This window comes from Bradyrhizobium sp. PUT101 (assembly GCF_052043945.1).
Taxonomy (GTDB): Bacteria; Pseudomonadota; Alphaproteobacteria; order Rhizobiales; family Xanthobacteraceae; genus Bradyrhizobium.
In genome coordinates, this window is record NZ_CP197207.1 from 1650548 (window position 1) to 1672499 (window position 21952).

The 21952-nt window shown below is 64.9% G+C and carries 22 protein-coding genes; 11 read left to right on the forward strand and 11 right to left on the reverse strand.

The features are described from left to right. Window positions 1–80 precede the first annotated feature (80 nt). Window positions 81–446, reverse strand: a complete 366-nt coding sequence (locus tag ACSHT2_RS08085; RefSeq protein ID WP_440641103.1) for a His-rich protein BRANT — start codon at window positions 444–446, stop codon at window positions 81–83. 250 nt (window positions 447–696) lie between these two features. Here ACSHT2_RS08085 and ACSHT2_RS08090 point away from each other — a divergent pair, with 250 nt between their 5' ends. Together ACSHT2_RS08090 and ACSHT2_RS08095 are read left to right on the forward strand one after the other, a co-directional pair. Beyond that, the gene (locus ACSHT2_RS08090) at window positions 697–1239 is read left to right on the forward strand and encodes a tetratricopeptide repeat protein (protein ID WP_440641104.1); all 543 of its coding nucleotides are present in this window, start codon (window positions 697–699) and stop codon (window positions 1237–1239) included. A 106-nt stretch (window positions 1240–1345) separates the two neighbouring features. Then, entirely contained in the window at window positions 1346–2731 is a 1386-nt protein-coding gene (locus tag ACSHT2_RS08095; RefSeq protein WP_440641105.1) for a serine hydrolase domain-containing protein, read from the forward strand. Here the strand turns inward: ACSHT2_RS08095 and ACSHT2_RS08100 are convergent. Next, on the reverse strand, window positions 2721–4289 hold the full coding sequence (locus tag ACSHT2_RS08100) for a S10 family peptidase (protein ID WP_440641106.1): 1569 nt from the start codon (window positions 4287–4289) through the stop codon (window positions 2721–2723). The genes ACSHT2_RS08095 and ACSHT2_RS08100 overlap by 11 nt on opposite strands. A gap of 257 nt (window positions 4290–4546) precedes the next feature. On the opposite strand from ACSHT2_RS08100, the gene ACSHT2_RS08105 reads away from it, so the two are divergent. The 3 genes from ACSHT2_RS08105 to ACSHT2_RS08115 all read left to right on the forward strand — a co-directional run bounded on the left by ACSHT2_RS08105 (window position 4547) and on the right by ACSHT2_RS08115 (window position 6579). Then, window positions 4547–5326 carry an NAD kinase gene (locus ACSHT2_RS08105; RefSeq protein ID WP_440641107.1) on the forward strand — a complete coding sequence of 260 codons (780 nt, stop codon included), beginning with the start codon at window positions 4547–4549 and terminating at the stop codon, window positions 5324–5326. A 100-nt stretch (window positions 5327–5426) separates the two neighbouring features. Next, complete coding sequence (locus ACSHT2_RS08110) at window positions 5427–5972, forward strand: response regulator (protein ID WP_440641108.1); 546 nt, start codon at window positions 5427–5429, stop codon at window positions 5970–5972. 28 nt (window positions 5973–6000) lie between these two features. Beyond that, window positions 6001–6579 (forward strand): Hpt domain-containing protein, encoded by a 579-nt coding sequence (locus ACSHT2_RS08115; protein ID WP_440641109.1) that lies wholly within the window; start codon window positions 6001–6003, stop codon window positions 6577–6579. A 116-nt stretch (window positions 6580–6695) separates the two neighbouring features. On the opposite strand, the gene ACSHT2_RS08120 is transcribed toward ACSHT2_RS08115, so the two are convergent. The 4 genes from ACSHT2_RS08120 to folE all read right to left on the reverse strand — a co-directional run bounded on the left by ACSHT2_RS08120 (window position 6696) and on the right by folE (window position 10528). After that, window positions 6696–7871, reverse strand: coding sequence for a DUF2336 domain-containing protein (locus ACSHT2_RS08120; RefSeq protein ID WP_440641110.1), 1176 nt, complete (start codon window positions 7869–7871; stop codon window positions 6696–6698). A gap of 285 nt (window positions 7872–8156) precedes the next feature. Further along, the gene (locus tag ACSHT2_RS08125) at window positions 8157–9218 is read right to left on the reverse strand and encodes a lytic transglycosylase domain-containing protein (RefSeq protein WP_440641111.1); all 1062 of its coding nucleotides are present in this window, start codon (window positions 9216–9218) and stop codon (window positions 8157–8159) included. Between the two features lie 170 nt (window positions 9219–9388). Beyond that, complete coding sequence (hisI, locus tag ACSHT2_RS08130) at window positions 9389–9811, reverse strand: phosphoribosyl-AMP cyclohydrolase (protein ID WP_440641112.1); 423 nt, start codon at window positions 9809–9811, stop codon at window positions 9389–9391. Between the two features lie 27 nt (window positions 9812–9838). Next, complete coding sequence (folE, locus tag ACSHT2_RS08135; protein WP_024340717.1) at window positions 9839–10528, reverse strand: GTP cyclohydrolase I FolE; 690 nt, start codon at window positions 10526–10528, stop codon at window positions 9839–9841. Window positions 10529–10781: 253 nt separating this feature from the next. On the opposite strand from folE, the gene ACSHT2_RS08140 reads away from it, so the two are divergent. Further along, window positions 10782–11237: an iron-sulfur cluster assembly scaffold protein gene (locus tag ACSHT2_RS08140; protein ID WP_440641113.1), complete on the forward strand. Its 456-nt coding sequence runs from the start codon at window positions 10782–10784 to the stop codon at window positions 11235–11237. Window positions 11238–11352: 115 nt separating this feature from the next. Here the strand turns inward: ACSHT2_RS08140 and ACSHT2_RS08145 are convergent, their stop codons facing one another. Beyond that, complete coding sequence (locus tag ACSHT2_RS08145) at window positions 11353–12252, reverse strand: hypothetical protein (RefSeq protein ID WP_440641114.1); 900 nt, start codon at window positions 12250–12252, stop codon at window positions 11353–11355. 229 nt (window positions 12253–12481) lie between these two features. On the opposite strand from ACSHT2_RS08145, the gene yidD reads away from it, so the two are divergent. Both yidD and ACSHT2_RS08155 read left to right on the forward strand, forming a co-directional pair. Continuing rightward, window positions 12482–12814 (forward strand): membrane protein insertion efficiency factor YidD, encoded by a 333-nt coding sequence (yidD, locus tag ACSHT2_RS08150; RefSeq protein WP_319330561.1) that lies wholly within the window; start codon window positions 12482–12484, stop codon window positions 12812–12814. A gap of 91 nt (window positions 12815–12905) precedes the next feature. Beyond that, window positions 12906–13112, forward strand: coding sequence for a hypothetical protein (locus tag ACSHT2_RS08155; protein WP_440641115.1), 207 nt, complete (start codon window positions 12906–12908; stop codon window positions 13110–13112). On the opposite strand, the gene ACSHT2_RS08160 is transcribed toward ACSHT2_RS08155, so the two are convergent. Together ACSHT2_RS08160 and ACSHT2_RS08165 are read right to left on the reverse strand one after the other, a co-directional pair. Next, window positions 13113–14327, reverse strand: a complete 1215-nt coding sequence (locus tag ACSHT2_RS08160; protein WP_440641116.1) for a hypothetical protein — start codon at window positions 14325–14327, stop codon at window positions 13113–13115. It lies immediately after the preceding gene. Window positions 14328–14329: 2 nt separating this feature from the next. Further along, window positions 14330–15697, reverse strand: a complete 1368-nt coding sequence (locus ACSHT2_RS08165) for an APC family permease (protein ID WP_440641117.1) — start codon at window positions 15695–15697, stop codon at window positions 14330–14332. 327 nt (window positions 15698–16024) lie between these two features. Between ACSHT2_RS08165 and ACSHT2_RS08170 the strand changes: the two genes are divergently transcribed. Next, window positions 16025–17359: an alpha/beta hydrolase gene (locus ACSHT2_RS08170; RefSeq protein WP_440641118.1), complete on the forward strand. Its 1335-nt coding sequence runs from the start codon at window positions 16025–16027 to the stop codon at window positions 17357–17359. 49 nt (window positions 17360–17408) lie between these two features. Here ACSHT2_RS08170 and ACSHT2_RS08175 read toward each other — a convergent pair whose 3' ends face one another. Together ACSHT2_RS08175 and ACSHT2_RS08180 are read right to left on the reverse strand one after the other, a co-directional pair. Then, window positions 17409–17786, reverse strand: coding sequence for a hypothetical protein (locus ACSHT2_RS08175; protein ID WP_440641119.1), 378 nt, complete (start codon window positions 17784–17786; stop codon window positions 17409–17411). Between the two features lie 89 nt (window positions 17787–17875). After that, on the reverse strand, window positions 17876–19051 hold the full coding sequence (locus ACSHT2_RS08180) for an MFS transporter (RefSeq protein ID WP_440641120.1): 1176 nt from the start codon (window positions 19049–19051) through the stop codon (window positions 17876–17878). Between the two features lie 185 nt (window positions 19052–19236). On the opposite strand from ACSHT2_RS08180, the gene thrS reads away from it, so the two are divergent. Then, window positions 19237–21279, forward strand: a complete 2043-nt coding sequence (thrS, locus tag ACSHT2_RS08185) for a threonine--tRNA ligase (protein ID WP_440641121.1) — start codon at window positions 19237–19239, stop codon at window positions 21277–21279. A gap of 93 nt (window positions 21280–21372) precedes the next feature. Then, entirely contained in the window at window positions 21373–21936 is a 564-nt protein-coding gene (locus ACSHT2_RS08190; RefSeq protein ID WP_440641122.1) for a nitroreductase family protein, read from the forward strand. The last annotated feature ends 16 nt before the right edge of the window (window positions 21937–21952 follow it).

Below are 21952 nucleotides of genomic sequence, written 5' to 3' on the forward strand. Positions count from 1 at the left end.
GACGCCGCGAACGGGCCGGGCCTAAAGTCCACGCGCGGCGGCAGGGCAATGCCAGGGATGCCGCCGCGCGGGATCAGCCGTCAGTTGCGCTTGTCTGATGCCGCCGGCTTGGTCACGTCCGACTGCACCTTCTGCGACTCTTTGGAATGATGGCGATCTTTGCGCACGGTCTTGTGCTCGTCGGTGGTGACTGCGGCATTCGCGTTCATCGCCTTCGACTTGGCATCCACCTTGGCGTCGGTGGCCTTGGCGTCAGCAGGCTTGAGATCGGCCTTGGCGTCGGCCTTGACGCCGGCGTCCGGTTTCGCGGCGGTGGTCGCCGCCTTGGTCTGGCTCTGGTCCGCCTTGATCACCGGGGCAGTCGTGGTGGTCTTGCCGGCCTCGGCAGCGAAGGCCGGGGCTGCGATCACGGATGCGAGCAAGGCTGCGGAGATGGTCTTCAACATGGTGGTCTCCTCTTGGAAGGATCTCGAGGCGGCCCCCTCTCACCTGCCCTTCGATTGTAGGTGGGAGCCTAGGCGGGGCACATTGAACCCAGTCTGAAGCCCCTTGCAGGCTTCCGTTCATCTCGATGACAAGTTTGTCATCAGCGACCGGGCGAATAGATCGTGCGAAGCGGGAATGTTTTCGCGCGATGGGTGTTCCGGTCTTCGGGCAATCGTGTAGGATCGCCACGTTCCATACGGGAGAATTTCGATGCGCAAACTCTCAATGCTAGTTGTGCCGGGCCTCGTCGCCATGTCGCTGGCGGCGGCGCCGGTGCTGTCGAGCGCCTACGCCGCGGGCAGCGACGAGCCGTCCTCGCCGCCGAAGTCGGATAGCTCGTCCAAAAAGGGCAAGAAGAAGAGCTCCTCCGTCAGCGATCCCAAATTCCTCGCGGCCTATCGCACAGCCTACGCCACGATCTACGACAATCACGATTACACGGGCGCGATCGACCAGTTGAAGTCGCTCAAGCGCGACGACGTCGCCGACGTCGCCAATCTGATCGGCTACTCCTATCGCAAGCTCGGCGACTACCAGTCGTCGAAGGCCTATTACGAGCTGGCGCTGAAGGACGATCCGAACCACGTCCGCACCTGGCAGTATTACGGCCTCTGGCAGCTCGAACAGGGCAACCGCGAACAAGCGCAGTATCATCTGAACAAGATCGCCTCGCTTGCCGGCACCGACAGCTCGGAGTATCGCTCGCTTGCCGCAGCGCTCGACAAGCCGACCGGCGCGACGCTGGTCTACTGAGACATCGCATCCTAAAACGAAGTCAACGGGCGCAACCTTTCGGTTGTGCCCGTTCCGCTTTCTCGGCTAGCCTCCGCCACCGATCTTCTCTGCAAATTGGTGCGCAATGGACACGTGGCTGCGATCCGCGATCGACTACATCGGCTCCTGGATCGAATTCCAACTGACGACGATCCAGCAGCCCGGCGTCATCGTCGCATTCGCCCACCGCGGCGAGGTCGTCGCCGAGCATGCGTTCGGCCTCGCCAATCTCGATACCGGCGAGAAGCTCACCCCACGCCACCGCTTCCGCATCGCCTCGCACTCCAAGAGCTTCACCACGGCCGGCATCATGAAGCTGCGCGAGCAGCGCAAGATCCGGCTCGACGATCCCGTGGGCGATTATGTCGGCGGCCTGCATCCGCGCGTCGCCGAGACGACGATCGCGCAAGTGCTGTCGCACAGCGCGGGTCTGACGCGTGACGGCGCCGATTCCGGCCAGTTCATCGACAGCCGCCCCTATCTCGACACGAAACAGCTGCTCGCGGAATTGAAGCTACCGACCGCAATCGAGCCCGGCACGCGCTTCAAATATTCCAATCACGGCTTTGGGCTGATCGGCCTCGTGATCGAGGCCGTGACCAGGGATCCCTACCCGGTCTGGATCAAGCGCGAGATCATCGAACCTGCGGGCTTGCGCGAAACCGAGCCGAATGCGCCGCTTGCCAGGGGCACGCCGTTCGCGTGCGGTCATACGCGCAAAGTCCCGCTGGGCGAGCGCTGCGTGATCCCCGGCGACAATCCCGCACATGCGATGGCATCCGCCGCAGGCTTCGTCGCCACCGCCGCCGACACCGCCCGCTTCTTCGGGCAGCTTGCACCCAACGCGAGGAAGAGCGTGCTGTCGGTCGCGAGCCGTCGCGAGATGACGCGACACCATTGGCGCATCCCGCAGAGCTTCGAGACCTACTATGGCTTGGGCGTCAATGCCGGCAAGACAGACGGCTGGGACTGGTTCGGCCATGGCGGCGGGTTCCAGGGCTACATCTCGCGGACCTGCTCCATTCCCGCTTGCGAGCTCGCGATCAGCATCCTCAGCAACTCCATCGACGGCGCGGCCCCGTTCTGGATGGACGGCGCGATGCAGATCCTGCGCACCTTCAAGACCCGCGGCGCACCCGACCGCCGCGTACGCGACTGGACCGGCCGATGGTGGACGATCTGGGGCGCGACCGATCTCGTCCCCGCAGGCAACCGCGTGCTCGTCGCCAATCCGCAGTTCAACACCCCCTTCATGGATGCCGCCGAGATCGAAGTCACCGGCCGCGACACCGGCAGGCTCGCCTGGGCGGCCGGCTATTCCAGCCATGGCGAGCCGGTGCGCCGGATCCGTGACAAGCGCGGCAAGATCAGCGACATCTGGATCGCCGGCGCGAACGTGAAGCCGGCCAAAGTCGTCGCGCGCGAGATCGCGCGGAGATACAAGCCGCGCAAACGCCGGCCTACTCCCTGATCAATGTTTCGACCTCGCTCCGGAACGCCTGCCGAGATCCGTCGCGCGAATAGAACATGTGGCCGCCGGGATAGACGACGAACTTCACGCGTTGCGTCACGAAAGCCGGCAGCTGATCGAGCACCCGCCTCGTTCCGAAATAGGGCGTGGCGAGGTCGAACAGCCCGTGTCCGACCAGGACGTTCAGCTTCGCATCTGTGGCGAGGATCTGGCGCAGCTCGGAGACCGACTGCGGCGGGTTGATGCCGCGGCCGAAGTCCCAGTGGCCTTCCACGGCGCCGTTCAGGACTTCATAGGAGCCGTCGGGCCGCCAGTTGAGCTTGCGCGTCAGCACGTCGACCGCTGCGCTCGTCAGCGGCGCCTGGAGCGAATCGCCGGAAGGATCGCCGAAGCGTGAGCTGCTGGAATCCGGATAGGGATCGAAGCCACGCACGGAGGCGTCGTAGCGTCCCGTCACCTTGCCGTTCTTGCGGTCGAATTCGCGGCGGAATTCACCGACGTCGAAGCGGCCGGCGAGCCTGCGGCTCACCGCCTGGTCGATGCCGGTGAGTTCGGCGACCTTGTCGGCCAGGCGATTGGTGGCTTCCTTGTCCGCCTCGCCCTTGACGAGGTCGGCCAAAAATTCGCCGCGCGCGTAAGCCTCGACGTCGGCGAGGTCGGCGCGCTTGACCGGTCCCTTGGTCTCGCGCGCCACCGCCACATAGCTCGGCAGCGTCGCGACATATTGCAGGAGGCTGGTGCCGGTGAACTCGCGGAAATCCAGCAACGGCGACACCATGATCAGTCCCCTGACGCCGACGCCGTGCTGAAGCTGCAACTGGCGCACCACCTTGGGCCCGCGGATGCCGCCATAGCTTTCGCCGGCGACGTATTTCGGCGAGGTCAGCCGATCATGTTTCTCCAGCCAGCGACGGATCACGAGTGCGATCGAATTGGCGTCACCGTCGACGGAATAGAAGGATTTTCGCGCGTCCTCGCCGCTGGCGACAAATCGGCTGTAGCCGGTGCTGACGGGATCGATGAAGACGAGATCGGTGAAGTCGAGCCAGGTTTCCGCGTTCGGCTTCACCTCGGGCGAGGCCGAGGGCGACAATGCTTCGCCATCGAGCGGCAGCCGCCATGGCCCGGCCGCGCCAAACTGAAGCCACGCCGAGGACGCGCCGGGGCCGCCATTGAACAGGAACGTCACGGGGCGCGTGGCGCGGTCGGCACCTGCGAGTTCGTAGGACGTGTAGGCGATGTCGGCCAGCGGCTCGCTCTTGCCGTCGAACACGCGGATCGAGCCGGCGGTCGCGGCGAAATTGAGGGTTCGACCGGGCAGATCGAGCGTCTGCTTCGTGGTCGAATCCGGCGGGAGACGGTGCAACTCGGCCGCCGATGGAGACGCCTGCGATGCGCTCTGCGTACCGCCGCCGCGACCGCCCTTCTGCCCGGCCGGAGCAGCGGTCTCCGGGCGCGGCTTCGGCGGATCGTCGGCGCGCGCAAATCCAGCAAGCGCGAAAGCCGAGACCGCCAGCACCAGGACCGTTCGACGGAGCGCCGGCAAATTCGTGATCATGATCGTTCTCCCTGCCCGGCTGTGGCAGCCGGTGAGGACAAAAGGATTAGCCCGGAATTGCGACGCTTTGGGGAATCCTGGTCTGGCGAGGGCCTGAACAGGCCGCCCAGGCTCAGATCACCCGGTTCTGCCCTCAAATCCGGAGCGACCGTCTCCGTTAGCTTTGGAGGGCGGTCCCTCCTCGACAATACAGGCCCACCTCGTATAGACGAGCCCGGCGGAACTTACTCGAGCCAGCGGCACCTGCCTGGGAAGCCATGACCAAGCCCTCGCGATACGACCGGATCGCCTTCGTCGCCAGCCCGAGCAGCGAGGCGCAGGCCGCCTTCGGCCAGCTCACCAGGGACTACGGCAATTACGACCCGAAGGACGCCGACGTCGTCGTCGCGCTCGGCGGCGACGGGTTGATGCTCCAGACGCTGCACCAGAACATGCACACGGGAAAGCCGATCTACGGCATGCACCGCGGCACGGTCGGCTTCCTGATGAACGAGTACTCGACGCACGATCTGCGGGCGCGGCTCGAGGCCGCGCATGAATCCGAGATCAACCCGCTCCTGATGCGCGCGACCGACATGCATGACCGGGTGCATCTGCACCACGCCATCAACGAGGTCGCCCTGTTCCGGCAGACCTACCAGGCGGCGCGCTTGAGGATCCTGATCGACGAGCGCGAGCGCATGTCCGAGCTGATCGCCGACGGCATCATGGTGGCGACGCCGGCGGGCTCCACCGCCTACAACCTGTCCGCGCAGGGACCGATCCTGCCGATCAACGCCGCGCTGCTGGCACTGACGCCGATCAGCGCCTTCCGCCCCCGCCGCTGGCGCGGCGCACTGCTGCCCAACACGGCCTATGTCGTGATCGAGGTGCTGGAGGGCGACAAGCGTCCCGTAGCGGCGGTCGCCGACCACGACGAGGTCCGCGACGTCCGCCGCGTCGAGGTGCTCTCCGACAAGACCATCTCGATGCGGATGCTGTTCGACCCCGGCCACAGCCTCGAAGAACGTATCCTGCGCGAGCAGTTCGGCTACTGAACCGCCTGGCCCGCCACGCCTCCGCGGGCCCGGTCGCAACCCTTCGTTAACTCCCGGCACGATATGGTTAACGAAGGTTGACCGCTCTGGCCCGGACGTCATGTTTCGCATCGACTTCAACAAGCTGCGCTTCCTCGTCTGCGACGACAATCCGCACATGCGTCGCATCCTCCGGACGCTGCTGCATTCCTTCGGCGCGCGCGAGGTCTATGAAGCCGAGGACGGCGCCACGGCGCTCGAAATGTACAGCCATTACGTGCCCGACATCGTCATCACCGACTGGGCCATGCCGATCTTCGACGGGCTCGAGCTTGCGCAGATGATCCGGCAACCCGAATCGAAGGGTAATCCTTACGCACCGATCATCATACTGACCGGCCATTCCGAGAAGCGCCGCGTCACGGTCGCGCGCGATGCCGGCGTCACCGAATTCCTGGCCAAGCCGATCTCGGCCAAGGGCCTCTACCAGCGCATCCTCAACGTGGTCGCCAATCCCCGCCCCTTCATCAAGACCAAGACCTATTTCGGGCCGGACCGGCGCCGCAACACCAATTCCGCCTATATGGGCCCCGAGCGCCGCGTCGGCGAAAAGCACGAGGTGCTGCAGCAGCCCTCGCTGCTCGACAAGGCCCGCTCCTCCATCTAGCGCAACGTCTTCAGACGAGGCAGGTATCATGGCGAAGAACAGCGCAAAGGACATCGAGGTCAAGGCCTTCGCCACGCACCACGTCATCACGCAGCCCAACCCGCTGCGCAAGGTCCTGCGCCGCGTCGACGAAAAAGACATGGACGATCCGGTCGGCCGCGCAGAACAGGCGCTCGCGGGCCTCTCCGGCGAGTTCAAGGACTGGATGGCGATCGAGGTCCAGAGACTGTCCACCGCCTGGACTGCCCTGCAGAAGGATGGCTTCACGAAGAAGCTGCGCGACGAGCTTTTCCACGCCGCGCACGACATCAAGGGCGATGCGGCGACGTTCGGCTTTCCTTCGGCAGCGGTTATCGCCGAGAGCCTGTGCCGCGTCATCGAGCACGCGCCTGATCTGGAAAAGGTGCCGGCCGAGCTGTTCACGCACCACATCAATGCCATTCTCGCCATCGTGCACGAGAACACCAGGCTCGACAGTATCAGCGTCTCCGCCGAGCTCAGCCGCCGCCTGCGCAAGGTCGCCGACGATTATCTCGCCAACGTGAACCGCGACCGCCCCGAGCATCTCGAGATCATCCTGGCCCCGAGCATCGCGCCGGTGGAGTAGGCGCTCCGCTCTCTCCTCTCGTCATTCCAAGCGCAGCGAAGCAAACCAGACTGCCTCCGCGGCGGGATTCTGGATTGCTTCGCTGCGCTCGCAATGACGGAGTCTGCGGGATCCGGCTACGCCGCGATCAGATCGTCGTACACCGGATCGATCGCATCGTCCGCGACGAGCTCGTCGCAGAATAGTCGTGCCTCTTCGCGCGCGGATTCGGTGGCAAAGCGGCGCAGCAGGACCATCAGCGGCTCGGTGGCGCCCCGGTCGGTCTCGCAATGGGTGAGCACGCGCTCGACCATGCGCCGGCGCAGTCGCGCCGCGCCGTCGTCGCTATCGACGAAGCCTTGCTCGTGGCAGGCATCGAGCGCGACCTGGAACGCCGCAAACGTCGCCTCCGGAAGCCCGGCGCGACGGAGCAGCGCGTGCAGGCTATTGCCGCCGCGATCGTGCAGCAGCGCGGAGACGCGCGCCAGCGGCAGATCGGCGAGTTCGGCGAGGGCCGCGTCGAACAGATCGAGATTGCCCGAGAGCAGTGCACGCAGGATCAACCCCGCGGTAAGCTGGCCGGTGATGCGCAAATGCCTGACCAGGCCTTGCATGTCCTCGCCGCGCGATCGCGCCGCGATGTTCATGGTGGAGCGGTCACGTGCCTCGATCGTGATGCGGTCCGCACGGTCGGCGGTGAGCCAGTTCCGCGCCACGACGAATTGCGCCAGCGTCTCCGAGAGCTTTGCCACCAGCGCCGCGCGCGTTGCGGCCGGTAGATCCTCCAGCACCAGCATCGCCTCACGGATCGCGGCGAGATGGCCGTGGCGCTCGACGATGCGGTCCCAGGAGAACGGAGCGAGCTCGGCGTGGGGATTCTCGATCAGCTCCAGTGCGGCAGCCGCGCAGCCGACTTCGGCGATCGCGGCGCAGACCGACACCGGCAGCGCGATGCGGCGGGCCACCGCGCATTGCACCTCCTCGTTGCCGGTCGCGACGATGTCGACGAGGTCGGCGTCGATCAGCAGCGGGGAATGTTCGAGCAAGGGCAGCGCGACGGTCGGCTGGTCTGCCGACAGCGCCCGCACGATTGCGGCCGGCGCCTCGGCGCTGCGGGCAAAGGCCTCGGCCATCGCCTGCCGCACCAGCGACGAGGGATCGTCGAGCAGCATCAGAAGCGCGCCTTCAGCGGCGATGCGGTCGTCTGCAGAAAGGTCTGAGATCAGCCAGGCCCGGGCCAACGCCCGTGTTGCCTCGGCCCGCTCGCCTGCGGGCGCCGTCCTGATCCAATGAATGAAGTGCCGAACAATCATCCTGCTTCTGGCTTACACAACAAACGAAAATGGTGACGGCTCGTCACCTGCAACACAAAATAAACCACGACGCTTAACAAAGCGTTCACCATAACCGACTGGTTTTATTGACGTTTTGTTAATGGAACAAGACGCCGGCCACACGTGCCGCGAGTACCAGCGCAGCGCCCTTTGGCGATGCACTGCTGAGCCGGGCCCATCCTTCGAGAGAGGCGCACGCGGCATGGGCGCGGCTCCACACTGCAGTGTTTCAGCTGCGGCGCGTCCGGGACATGGGAGCGGAGACTAGCTCGAGAACGTGCCGCTACGATCGCTGAAGAGATCGAGCGGCTGCGGCGGCCGCACGTCGGGCGTCGCTGACGCGACCGAGGTGAGCGAGGCGTTGTTGCCCCATAATTTCTGCACTGTGGTCGAGACCGGCTGCGTGGCATCCCCGGGCTGATAGATCGAACGAAACGCCGGCGTGCTCGGCGCATTGTCCGTGAGTGTCGTCGGCGACGTCGCACTGACGGGCGTCACGGCCCGTGTGTTCGGGAAGGTCTGAAGATAGACGGCGTTGTCGATTGCCGGTGCCGTCGGCTGCACGCCGATCGCGCTCGCGACCTCGGTGGTCGACGGCGTGTCGCCATACATCGCCATCGCGCTGCGCGTCACTTTCGAATTGGCTGCATTGGCGTAGCGTGCGTCGAGCACCGAATAGACTTCGGAGACACTGCGGGCGCGGCCGTCTTTGGCATAGAAGATCGAGCGATTGGCGGACGCCGCGTTAGGGAACAGCCGCGCACCGACCGCCTGCGGATTGTCCTCGGCATTGGCGATCAGCCTGGCCGCACCGCCGACCCCCATGAAATGCGCCATGTAGAGCTCGCTGTCGGATGGCCTGCGGCCGAGCAGGCCGGTGAGCTTGAAGCTGTTCGACTGCGTCAGCGCCGCCGCCATGCTGGAGGCGGCTTCGGGGTCGTCGCGCAGCTTCATGATCGACCGCTTCATCACGGGATCATCGACGGTGTAGGTGCCAGCCGAGGTTCTGGTGATGGCGTCGGCATAGCTGCCGTAACCGAGCTGGATGCCGGCTTCCTTCACGGTGCCAAGCCAGGTCTGGTCGATGAACTGGTAGAGCCCGTGCGCGGAAGAGGTGGTGGCGCCCGCCGTCGGATCGAAATCCGATTCCATCTTGGCTGTGGTCAGCATGTACTGGAAGCTGACGCCGGAGATGTTCGAGGCCTGCTTGATCGCACCGGCGACGCGCGCCCGCGACGGATCGAGCCCGACCGTCTGCGTGGCACTGGAATTGTCGACCGACATGATGAAGTGCCCGCCCCACGCGGCATTGAGCGGCGCCGGCAATTCGGCACCCGTCTCACCGTGGGACAGGTATGGTTAATGCGGGGTTAATTCAGCCCTCACTGTCATTCCGGGGCGCGCGCAGCGCGGGCCCGGAATCCATCGCAAGGCATTGCGCGCGGCCGAATGGATTCCGGGCCCGCACCTGCGGTGCGCCCCGGAATGACAGCGAGTTATTTCTTGTAGACCGCGTCCGGATCGAACAGCTGCTCGGCGTCGGCGAACACCAGCTTCGCTCCCCTGCCCTCCGCTTCGACCTTGCGATAGAAGCAGGACCGGCGCCCGGTATGGCAGGCCGCGCCGACTTGCTCGACGCGGATCCAGACCGCGTCCTGGTCGCAATCGGTGCGCATCTCGACCACGCGCTGGGTCTGACCCGAGGTCTCACCTTTTCGCCACAAGGCATTGCGCGAGCGGCTGAAGTACCAGGCATCCCCGGTCGCGATCGTCTTGCGCAGCGCCTCCTCGTTCATGTGTGCGACCATGAGCACGTCGCCGGTGGCGACGTCGGTCGCGACGCAGGTCACGAGGCCGCTCGCATCGAACCTGGGCAGGAAGGCGCGACCTTCTTCGATCTCATGGGAGTGAGCGGACACAGGAGCCTCGCGAGTCTACTTGCGAGGTCAGCGCGTGCCTCGCACCAGGGACAGGAAACGGGCCTGCTCCGCGGGGTTGTCGCGGAACATGCCGGTGAAGCGGCTGGTGAACGTGGAAGCGCCATGCTTGGCGACGCCGCGCACCGACATGCAGGTATGCTCGGCCTCGATCAGCACCGCAACGCCGCGAGGCTTGAGAACCTCGTCGATCGCCGCCGCGATCTGCGCCGTCAGGTGCTCCTGGGTCTGGAGCCTGCGGGCGAAGATGTCGGTCAGGCGCGCAAGCTTGGACAGGCCGACGACACGTTCCACCGGCGTATAGGCAATGTGCGCCTTGCCGTAGAACGGCATCATGTGATGCTCGCACTGCGAGGTGAATTCGATGTCGCGCACCAGGACGAAGTCGTCATAGCCGGCGGTCTCGCCAAAGGTACGGTCGAGCACCTCGGCCGGGCACTGGTGGTAGCCCTGATAGAGTTCGTCGAAAGCCTCGACGACCCGGCGCGGCGTGTCGAGCAGGCCCTCGCGCTCGGTGTTCTCGCCGATATAGGCGAGCAGCGTCTTCACCGCGGCTTCCGCCTCGGCGCGAGCCGGGCGCGGCTGGTCGGCGCGAACGGCGGCCGCGAGGAATTCGGCAGGATCAAGCTCGGCCGGGCGGCTCTCGGGCTGCCGGTCGGAGGGCTTGTTGGGGCGGATTGATTTGATTGCAGCGTCCATATCGACTCCGTTCGACGGCCTCGCGGCCGGAGTGTCACCGGCAGACGGGGCGGCCAAGCCGCCGGACGCCTGAACAGAACAAGTTTCGGCGGAAAGTCCTGAGGTCGTAACGCCGGCAGCGCATATCTGGATCACCGCCACCGCACCGCTGGACTGTTTTTCCACCAGTTCCGACCTTATATAGGACCGTGGACGGCGCCCGCCAAGGCCGATCCGGCCCGGAAGTGGCTGTGGACGTGTTGGACTCCATCACATGCTGAACGACATCTACAACAAGCGGATCATCGAACTGGCCGGGAATATTCCGCGCCTCGGGCGGCTGACGGATCCCGATGCCTCTGCCACCGCCCACTCCAAACTGTGCGGATCGACCGTGAAGGTCGACCTGAAGATGAATGGGGACACCGTCACCGACTTCGCGCATGACGTGAAGGCGTGTGCCTTGGGCCAGGCCTCTTCATCCATCATGGCAAGTCACGTGGTCGGCTCGACTGCGAGCGAACTCCGTGAGTTACGCGAAACCGTTCGCAAAATGCTGAAGGAGAACGGTGCGCCTCCTGAAGGCAAATGGGACGAGATCAAGTTCCTCGAGCCGGTCCGCGACTACAAGGCGCGTCATGCCTCGACGCTTCTCACCTTCGATGCCGTGGTTGACGCCATCGGCCAGATCGAAGCCAAGGCCAAGCAGCCGGCCGCAGCGCAGGGCTGATCCCCGATCGACGTCATTCCGTGGCGTCCGAAGGGTGAGCCGGGACTCTTGCGCCAGAACATCTGGCTTCTGGGCTCGTCGGGTTGCGACGCCCCGGAATGACAGCGCGGAGAGCCTACTTCTGCGTCGCCGCAGCCGGCGCGGCCACGCCACCCGTCGGCACCAGGGCTTCCGCCGTCTTGGTCGATTTGGCAGGCTGCGCCTGCTCCGGTTCCGCGCCGAACCTGGCCTGCGTCTTCGGTGCCAGCTCCGCCATTGCTGGCGCTGAAATATCCACATGCGGGAGCACATCGGCCACGAGTTCGGTCGTGACCAGATTGGTGAGCTTGAGCTCGCCGGCGTCGAGCTCGTGCAGGTCTTCCCAGGGCGGAACACTGAGCGCAAGCGACAGCAAGTCGCCGGCGCCCCCCATGTCGAATGTGTATTTGGCGAGCCGGCCGATGTCGCGCTCCACGATCATCAGATCCTGCGCGCTGTAGCTCGCCGCCTTGGCGTCGTCGGCCCGGTCGCCCATCCAGATCTGGTGGACCCGGACATGGGCGGCTTCCGGCACGTAGCGCTTCTTGCCGGCGAGCAGCAGGAACACACACATGGATTCGCAATAGGCCTCAGGCGCGACCGCCGGGCGAGTCGATGGCCCGCCGCGGAGGCTTACGCCGACCGTGGTCAAAAGCCCGAGATTGCGGAAGCGCCGGCCGAGCGTGATCGCGTCATTGACGGACCCGCCGCTCGAATCGAGCACGACGGTCGCGCCCCCGAGCTGGCGTCCGCGCGAAAACTCTTCGAATTCCCTTGGCGTATCGGCGGTGATGATGCCGACCGCGCTGACCCAGCCGCGGCAGTTCGGCTCGCAGGCGACCCAGCTGAACTTCATCGGCAGCTTGCGCTCTTCGAGGGCGTTGCCCGCCCGGGCCGACGACCCGAAAGTCGCAACGGCGCCAGCCAGCGCGACTCCACAGACGGCGGTTCCCACCAGCAACCAGCCGCGAAGATTGAGCGACGTCAGACTTTTCAAACTGGTCCCTTCCCCAAGCCCCAAGGCGATTCAGGCAAGCCCCGTTTTGCGCGTTCAATGAGTCTACACATGAACGTCACAAAAATGGTATCCGGGGGAATACAGATCGTCCAGAGATACTTGCTGCACTGCTCCCAAAAAGCACGCAAAATAGGGCGCGCAAACAACAGCTTACGGTTCCCTGCGCCGGAACCGGGCAACCCCTGGCTTAACGTCGCAGCAAAGGCACATGAAGCATTCAGCATGCGAGCACTGTTCCAGTTCCGCTGTGCTCCGGCTGCCGCGCAGATTCGGCCGCGCGCTGATCTGGCTGTATCGGCATACATTGTCGCCCCTGGTCGGTTACAACTGCCGGCACTTGCCAACATGCTCCGTCTACGGCGATGAGGCGATCGAACGGTTCGGGCTCTGGGCCGGCGGCTGGATGACGCTCGCGCGCCTGCTCCGCTGCCATCCCTTCGGCACGTCCGGCATCGACAACGTGCCCCTCGCCGCGCCGCAAGGCGCACGCTGGTATCTGCCCTGGCGTTACGGCCGCTGGCGCGGGGTCAATGCACCCTGATGAAGGCAGCGGCGCTGGTGCATCGCCGCCCTGACCGGAACCGGCACTTTCCTCTCGCGTTGTTTCGATGCTCCCGCGGGAGGAAACAACAATGCGCTGGAAAATCAGCCCTCATTTTCACTTCAGGCCTGGTCCGAATTTCGGTCACAGGGGACACGATCCCAGAACCATCGACCTGCTCGCCGTCATCGTGCTGCTCGCGCTCGTCCTCGGCTCAGGTTGGTATCTGGCGAGGAGCTTCGCGACACAGCCAAGCACGACGACGTTCATCGTGCCGAGCCAGAGCGTGCATTGGTAGCTACCGGAACCAGAAGAACCGTCCCTGTGACGGTGGGACCGACTCCGGCGGCCGCAGCCGCTTCGGGCGCGGCGGCTTTGGCGGCGGCTCGGCAGCCGAAGTGGTTTCCGCGGCCGGCGCGGTCTCGCTGCCCGGCACCTTCACCGACAGCAGCAAATTCGATTCGTGCATCCGCCAGCGATAGCCGACGCCGAAATCGATCGGCTGGGCGCGCGTGAACAATGCCGCATAGCGCTCCTGGTAGCGGCCGGGGAATTCGTCGATGGGGCCGAGATAGCGGCCGAATGGGAAGAACCGCCATTGCCGCGCATTGTAGTTCGCGAGCGGAATGCCGGAATCGTCCTGGATGATGGTGGCACTGTTGGCGAGCAACCAGTCGCGAACGACGGTGAAGTTGCCGGAGTGCAGCAGATAGGACGCGCTCTTGAGCAGGCTGTTGCCGGGCCCGAGTGTCTCGCAGAACTTCAGGAAACCTGCGGCGCGAGCGCCGGAATTGGAGAGATCGGTCGAGAAATAATACAGCGTACGCCCTTCCCCATCGCTGCCCGCAAAGGTGATGCGAATGCCGCGCGTGGCGTTCGGTCCGGGATTGTCGCCAGCCGGATGCATGCCGCCCCTGTCGTCGAGCGCGATCATCTCGACATTGCGGATGGTCTTGCCGGAGCGCGCGAGAAAGACATAGAGGATCGGCAAGGTGCCGTTGACCTGGTTGGCGCGCAGGTCGACCTTCATCTGCTTGGTGATGAAAAAGGAGAAGCTCAGGATCGAGCCGAGCGAACGCTCGACATTGTAGAGCGCGGCGGCGACAGAACCTCGCGGCAGCCGCGTCAGATCGGGCACGGCGCCGACCGGCTCCAGCGCGCCGAGCACGTAGGTGCTGGCCTTGGAATAGAATGCATTGGCGTAGAGGAAATCCGGGCCGCTGAACATGTAGAACATGGTCGGCCGGGGCGCGGCCAGATTGGCGTCGGCCCAGCTGCGGATCTTCGAGAGCTGTCGCTGTTCGAGCTGAGCGAAGGCGTTGTCGAAGAACTTTGCATGGCGCTGCCAGCCCGGATCCTTTGTGAGCGGCACCAGTGGCGAGTCTGCCGAGGGCTGCATGCCCGCAAGAAAGCGCGCGGTGTCATCGAAGCTGGCGTCGGCAGCATGCGCGGACGAGACGACCGCAGCCAGCAGGGCGAAGGCGACGGCCGCAATTCTCATGAACTGAAACATCTCTATTCGCGGTGTGATGAATTGCCAGCGGCAACCGGCCGCCTGCGGAAGACAGCATAAATCAACAGGCCCGCGAGCATGACCAGCATCCCCGCGATCGACTGCACCGGCCGTTCGGTCAACAGGTAGTACATCATGAACGCGGTCACGAGCAGGAAAACGAGGGGCGTGAACGGGTATCCCCAGGCGCGATAGGGCCGCGGCAAGTCGGGATCGGTGATGCGCAGCTTGATGACGCCGGCGACCGTGAAGAACGAGCAGAACAGCAGCGCGAACTGGATGAAGTCGAGCACCGCCTCGAAGCTGCGCGTGAACAACAACAGATTGGCGACGGCGAGCTGGAACAGGACGGCATAGGCCGGCGCACCGCTCACCGATCGCTTCGAAAACACGCGCAGGGCCGGAATGTCCTCCCCCATCGTCATCATCACGCGCGGCCCGATCCACATCATCGCGCTGATCGAGGAGATCAGGCCGACGCAAATCATGGCGCCGACGATCCGGCCGCCGAGGCTGCCGAAGATGGCGCTGCCGGCGACGCTGGCGACGTCGATCTGGCCGGCGAGCGCACTCACGGGCGTGGAATAGAGAAAGACCGCGTTCAGCGCGACGTACAGCACGAGCACGATCAGCGTGCCCGCAAGCAGCGCGCGCGGCAGGCTCTGCTGCGGCGTGTTCATCTCGCCGATGATGTAGGTCGCGGCATTCCAGCCCGAGAAGGAATACATCACGAAGACGAGGCCGATCGCGAATGGCGCGCTGACGATGTGGGCGAGATCGCCGGGCTGCGGCGTGAAGGCGATCGGCTGCGGCACGCCAATAACGAAGCCGGCGACCAGGAAGGCGACGATCAGGACGACCTTGAGGATGGTCGAGATCAGCTGGAAGGTCGAGGAGTGCCGGACGCCGGTGAGTTGCACGAGCGAGACCAGCCACACCACGCCGATGGCAAGCGGGATCGGCGGCAGATCGGGGACAACCGATTTGGCGTATTCGCCGAACGCCATCGCTGCGAGCGCAACCGGCGCCGCGAAGCCGACCGTGGCCGACACCCAGCCGGCGAGAAAGCCGAAGGCCGGATGATAGGCGCGGCCGAGGAAATTGTACTCGCCGCTCGAGCGCGGAAACATCGCGCCCAACTCGCTGTACGCGAACACCCCGCACAGCGCGACGATACCGCCGACGGTCCAGAGCAGCAGGATCGAGAAGCCGGACGGGATGTCCTTGACCTGGAAACCGAGGCTGGTGAAGACACCGACCCCGATCATGTCGGCTACGACGATGGCGGTTGCGACCGGAACGGAGATCCCGGCCCCGCCCCCGGTCAGCCGGCCCATCCAGGCAGCGGTTCCCGCATGTGATGCCGTCATCGCGGTCCTTTAACTCAGGCGTCTCGCCTCGCAGGCCATCGTGCAGTTCGGCCCAGTCAATTCAAGCAGGGTTAACAAGGGTTAAATGAGGCAACGATAGCGGGTACCAAAACACCGACTAATCACGCTTTTGGACAACGACGCCTGGATTTGCCCGAGATTTCCCGCTCCCCCTCCCCACATTCAGGACACGATTGCATGGTCCTTTCGAGCGTTCCGGATGTGGGGAAGTTGCTCCGGATACTTAACGTCGCCTAAACGCCAGTCGGCTCAATTGTCTCAAAGTATGCCGACGGACTTGATGTCGTGGCTTGGGGTCATGGGTGGATGTTCGGGGCCGTTCCGACACTGACAGCTGACTTTCGTGCCGATCGGACGACGTCCGGCGCGCGCAGTCGCGCGCTCCGCGTCGGCCTGATCTCAGCCTTGGTGCCGCTGTCGCTGTCGCTGATTCAATGCAGCCAGGCGCCCGATCCGGCGGCGCTGGCGATGAGTTCGCAAGCGAATGTCCAGGTCGTCGCCAAAACCAATTCGCAAACCTCCAACCCGCGAGTGGCAAGCGGCGACACGTTCGAGGACCGCTTCCCGGCCCCGCAGTTCAAGGAGCGCTTTCCCTCGGCGAGCGAAAGCTTCCTGCAGCGGCAGGTGTCGGACTTCTCGCCCAAGCGCGCTGTTCAGCAACAGCCGCCGGAGCAAGCGTCCTACAAGGTCGCTTCGCTCGAGCCGCAGGTCCCCTACAAGCGTCCGGCGCGCGACGACCTGACGACACTCGTCAGCATGAAGTCGTCGGCCTTCCCTTACTTCGGCAACAACCCCGCCTCCGACGCGCCCTTCCTCAACATTTCCAAGGGCGAACGCCGCGGCCACCGCAGCTTTTCCGGTCGCGTGTTCTGGCAGGACGAGACCTACAATGACAGCCGGGTGCTGGTGCACGTGCCCGAGCATTTCGACGTGCGCAAGCCGGGCGTGATCGTGGTGTTCTTCCACGGCAATGGCGCAACGCTCGAACGCGACGTACGCGACCGCCAGCTGGTGCCCAAGCAGATCACCGATTCCGGCGCCAATGCCGTGCTCCTTGCACCGCAAATGGCGGTCAATGCCGCCGATTCCAGCGCCGGCAAGTTCTGGCAACCGGGCGGGTTCAACCGCTTCATGGCGGAATCGGCCGACCATCTCGCCCGCCTCACCGGCGATCCCAACAGTGCGCGCGCCTTCGCCAACATGCCGATCGTGATCGTCGGCTACAGCGGTGGCTTCCTGCCGGCGGCCTGGAGCCTGGAGGTCGGCGGCATCAGCGACCGCGTCCGCGGCGTGGTGCTGCTCGACGCCGTCTACGGCGAACTGGACAAGTTCGCGTCCTGGATCGAGAGCCACCGTTCCGGCTTCTTCGTCAGTTCCTACACCCGCTACACGGCGCGGCGCGACCGCGAGCTGATGAGCATGCTGCGGCAGAAGGGCATCAGCGTCGCCGAGGACATGGACGGGCCGCTCCGTCCCGGCAGCGTGGTGTTCGTGGAGACCGGCGACGGCATCACCCATCGTGATTACGTGACCCGCGCCTGGACGCGGGATCCGCTCAAGGACGTACTGGTGAAGATGTCGACAACGCCGTCGCTCGCGCTCGCGCGCGTCGCCTCGACCAATCCATCACCGAGCCGCTAAGCCTGTATTGCTTAGCCCGATCGGCAGCCGAGCCTTCGCCCCGCGAATATCAGTTCTTGGGCAGCTTCGGAATGCTCTCGGCAAAGCCGTTGAAGCAGGCCAGCCGCTCGTCCTCTTCCTTGAAGAATCGGCAATCAGCGTAGCCCTTGGCCTTCGCCGGCTTCGGCTTCGGCGCCGGCGGGATCACGGCGTCATAGCAGTTGAGGCGATCCTTGGTGCCGTCGTCGATCTCGAGGCAGGCCTGGAGCCGGACGGCAATCGACTGCGGCTTGCCCTTCGCTGCCGCGGCGGGCTTGGCCGCGGCCTCGTTGGTCCCCTTGGGCTTGACCTGCACCAGCGGCTTGTCCCCGACCATCGGTGGCTTCTCGGTTTGCGCAAATGCGGAGGCTGAATAGAGCACCGCGGCAACCGCCAGAATCATCCTCATTTCAGTCAACTCTCTTTGGTCCCCATCCCGGCCTTCTAGCGCCCCCGCGCGCCGTTTGCCAAGCGCCTTGCGTATATGAAACGCGGCGTTCAGGCGGTGGCGGCAGCCGTCGACCGGGGCCGGGTCAGGACCACCAGGATCAGTGCCAATACGACGAAACCGACCGCGACGAAGCCGAGCATATGCAAGAACTCGTGGGCAAACAGCAGCCCACCGATGGCGGAGCCGACGGCCTGGCCGATATAGAGGACCGAGGTATTGAGCGCGACGGTCGCCGATGCCAGCGGCGGCGCAGCCGCGACCAGCCGCACCTGCTGCATCGAATTGGTCGAGGCGAAACCAAGGCCCCAGGTCGCGACCGCGCCCGTCATCAAGACGAGCGAGCCGGCGCCGAGCGCCCAGCCGGTAATCCCGGCAAGCAGCAGGCAGGTGAACAGCAGCGAGGTGCGATAGGGCCCCGAGGTGTCGACGATGCGGGTCGCGATGACAACGCCAAGCAAACCGCAGACGCCGTAAAGCGCGAACACCATGCCGATCGCATCGGCACCGGCGCCGGGGAGCTTGTTGAGCAGCGGCCCCATGTAGGTGAACACGACGAACTGCCCCGACATCTGCAACATCGTGATCGCAAGCAGCAGCAGGATCGTCCTGCTCCGGCCGACTGCGGCCCATGTCTTCAGATCCACCGGTGCGCCCTTCAGGCCCGCCGGAAGACGCAGCAGCAACAGCAGCAAGCTGATGCAGCCGAGCACGCCGATCCCGCCATAGGCCGCGCGCCAGCCATAGCGGCTGGCGATGATGGTGATCAGCGGCAGGCCGACGGCGGCTGCCAGCGACCAGCCAAGGAAAATGTACGCAATGGTGCTGCCGCGCCGTTCCGCCGGCACGATCAGCGCCGCCGTGCCGGCTGCCTGCGGCGTGTAGAGCGCGCCGACCGCGAGCATCACGAGGCGAATGACAAGGAGGCTCGCGTAGTCGGGCGCAAAGGCTGACGCGAGATTGCCGAAGGCGAGCACCGCAAGCGTCGTCGCGAGCAGCATCCTCCGTTCGATGCGGCTGGTGAGCCAGGCCGTCAGCGGCGAGCCGATGCACAGCGTGACCGCGCCGAACGTGATCAGGAGCCCGGCCGCATAGATGCTGACCTCAAGTCCCGTCGCCAATTCCGGCAGCATGCCCGCCGGCGCGAGCACCGAGCAGCCGGTGACGAGATTGCCGAGCATCAGGGCGGTGGGCGCGAAACGGCCGGCGGCGGGGCTTTTTTCCATGCAAGTGCATGTAGAGCAGGCTTGCGGCCAGTTGAAGGGCGTTGCTCGAAATAGTTGGTGCAATGTCCCGGCTTTTGCGCGTCACTTTCTTGGATTTGCCGGATTGCGCAGGCCGAATCGCCTGATATATCGCTCGTTCCCGCTTACCTGCGTTCGTTCGCAGGAGTGAGCCTCAGGAGAAAAGCATGACCGACCAGCCAAAATCCGAGTCCGGCTTCCAGTACAGCCTGTCCAATCTGAAGCCCGTGACCCCTGCCGCCAAAGTCACCCTCACCTTCCCCGACGGCGCCCAGCGCCAATTCGAGAAGAGCATCACCGGCCTCGAGATCGTCAAGGGCATCTCGCCGTCGCTGGCCAAGCGCACGGTTGCGATGGCGCTCGATGGCGTGGTCGCCGATCTCAACGACCCGATCGAGGATGACGCAAAGATCGAGTTCGTCAATCGCGACGATCCGCGCGCGCTCGAATTGATCCGCCACGACTGCGCACACGTGCTGGCCGAAGCCGTGCAGACGCTGTGGCCGGGCACCCAGGTCACCATCGGTCCCGTGATCGAGAACGGCTTTTACTACGACTTCTTCCGCAACGAGCCGTTCACGCCGGAAGACTTTGCCGCGATCGAGAAGAAGATGCGCGAGATCATCGCGCGCGACAAACCGTTCACGAAAGAGGTTTGGGATCGCGAGAAGACCAAGCAGGTGTTCCGCGACAAGGGCGAGGCATTCAAGGTCGAACTGGTCGACGCCATTCCCGGCAACGAGCCGATCAAGATCTACTACCAGGGCGACTGGTTCGATCTCTGCCGCGGCCCGCACATGACCTCGACCGGCAAGGTCGGCAATGCCTTCAAATTGATGAAGGTCGCCGGCGCCTATTGGCGCGGCGACAGCAACAACCCGATGCTGACCCGCATCTACGGCACGGCGTTCGCCAAGCAGGAGGATCTGGACGCTTACCTCAAGCAGATCGAGGAAGCCGAGAAGCGCGACCATCGCAAGCTCGGGCGCGAGCTCGACCTCTTCCACTTCCAGGAGGAGGGGCCGGGCGTCGTGTTCTGGCACCCGAAGGGCTGGACCATCTTCCAGCAGCTGATCGCCTACATGCGCCGCCGTCTGACCGGCGACTACAACGAGGTCAACGCGCCGCAGATCCTCGACAAGGTGCTGTGGGAGACCTCGGGCCATTGGGGCTGGTATCGCGAGAACATGTTCGCGGCGCAGTCGGCCGGCGACGAGGCCGAGGACAAGCGCTGGTTTGCGCTGAAGCCGATGAACTGCCCGGGTCACGTGCAGATCTTCAAGCATGGCTTGAAGAGCTACCGCGACCTGCCCTTGCGGCTTGCCGAGTTCGGCGTGGTGCATCGCTATGAACCGTCCGGTGCCATGCACGGCCTGATGCGCGTGCGAGGCTTCACCCAGGACGACGCGCACGTCTTCTGCACCGAGGACCAGCTCGCCGACGAGTGCCTGAAGATCAACGATCTCATCCTGTCGACCTATGCGGACTTCGGCTTCACCGGCGATCTCACGGTGAAGCTCTCGACCCGGCCGGAGAAACGTGTCGGCACCGATGAGATGTGGGATCACGCCGAGCGCGTGATGGCCACCGTGCTGCGCGAGATCCAGTCGCAGAACAATCACATCAAGACCGAGATCAATCCCGGCGAAGGCGCCTTCTACGGGCCGAAGTTCGAATATGTTCTGCGCGATGCCATCGGCCGCGACTGGCAGTGCGGCACCACGCAGGTGGACTTCAACCTGCCGGAGCGGTTCGGCGCGTTCTACATCGACCATGACGGCGGCAAGAAGCCGCCGGTGATGGTGCACCGCGCGATCTGCGGCTCGATGGAGCGCTATATCGGCATCCTGATCGAGCACTATGCCGGCAATTTCCCGCTCTGGCTCTCGCCGGTGCAGGCGGTGGTCACGACCATCACCTCGGAAGGCGACGAGTACGCCAAGCAGGTGCTGGAGCAGGCGCGCCGCGCAGGGCTTCGCGTCGAGATCGACCTGCGCAACGAGAAGATCAACTACAAGGTCCGCGAGCACTCGCTGGCCAAGGTCCCGGCGCTGCTCGTCGTCGGCAAGAAGGAAGCCGAGACGCATTCGGTCTCGGTCCGCCGGCTCGGCAGCGACGGCCAGAAGGTGATGACGACGGCCGAGGCCATCGCCGCGCTGGTCGACGAGGCGACCCCGCCGGATGTCCGGAGGGCGCGCGGCGGCGTCTGATCCCTGAAATCGATCTAAATTCGCTTCCGGTTGCGGGCGTGCATGCCTATCTCGGCATGGCACGCCCGACGACCAGCCGAAGAGGATATCGCAGTGCCCGACGCCATCGAACTTCTGAAGACCCGCCGCTCTGTCAAGCCGCGCGAAATGACCGGGCCCGGCCCTTCGCCGGCCGAGCTCGAGACGATCCTCACCATCGGCGCGCGCGTGCCCGATCACGGCAAGCTCGCCCCCTGGCGCTTCATCATCTTCGAGGGCGATGCCCGCCAGCGCGCCGGCGAGGTGATCGCGAAGGTCTTCGCCCGGAAGAATCCGGGCGCGCCAGCGGCCGACGTCGAGATCGAGCGCAACCGCCTCACCGATGCGCCATTGGTGATCGGCATCGTCAGCTTCACCAAGCCGCATCCGAAGGTGCCGGCGTTCGAGCAGGAATTGTCGGCAGGTGCCAGCGCCATGAACATCGTCACGGCCGCCACCGCGCTCGGCTACGGCGCCTGCTGGCTGACCGGCTGGTTCGCCTTCGATCGCGACGTGCTTGATGGGCTCGGCCTCAAGCCAGACGAGAAGCTCGCCGGCCTCGTCCATATCGGCATGCCGACCAAGCCGAGCGAGGACCGTCCGCGACCGTGCCTTTCGGAAATTGTGACGCGCTTCTAATCGAAGGCTTGTTGAC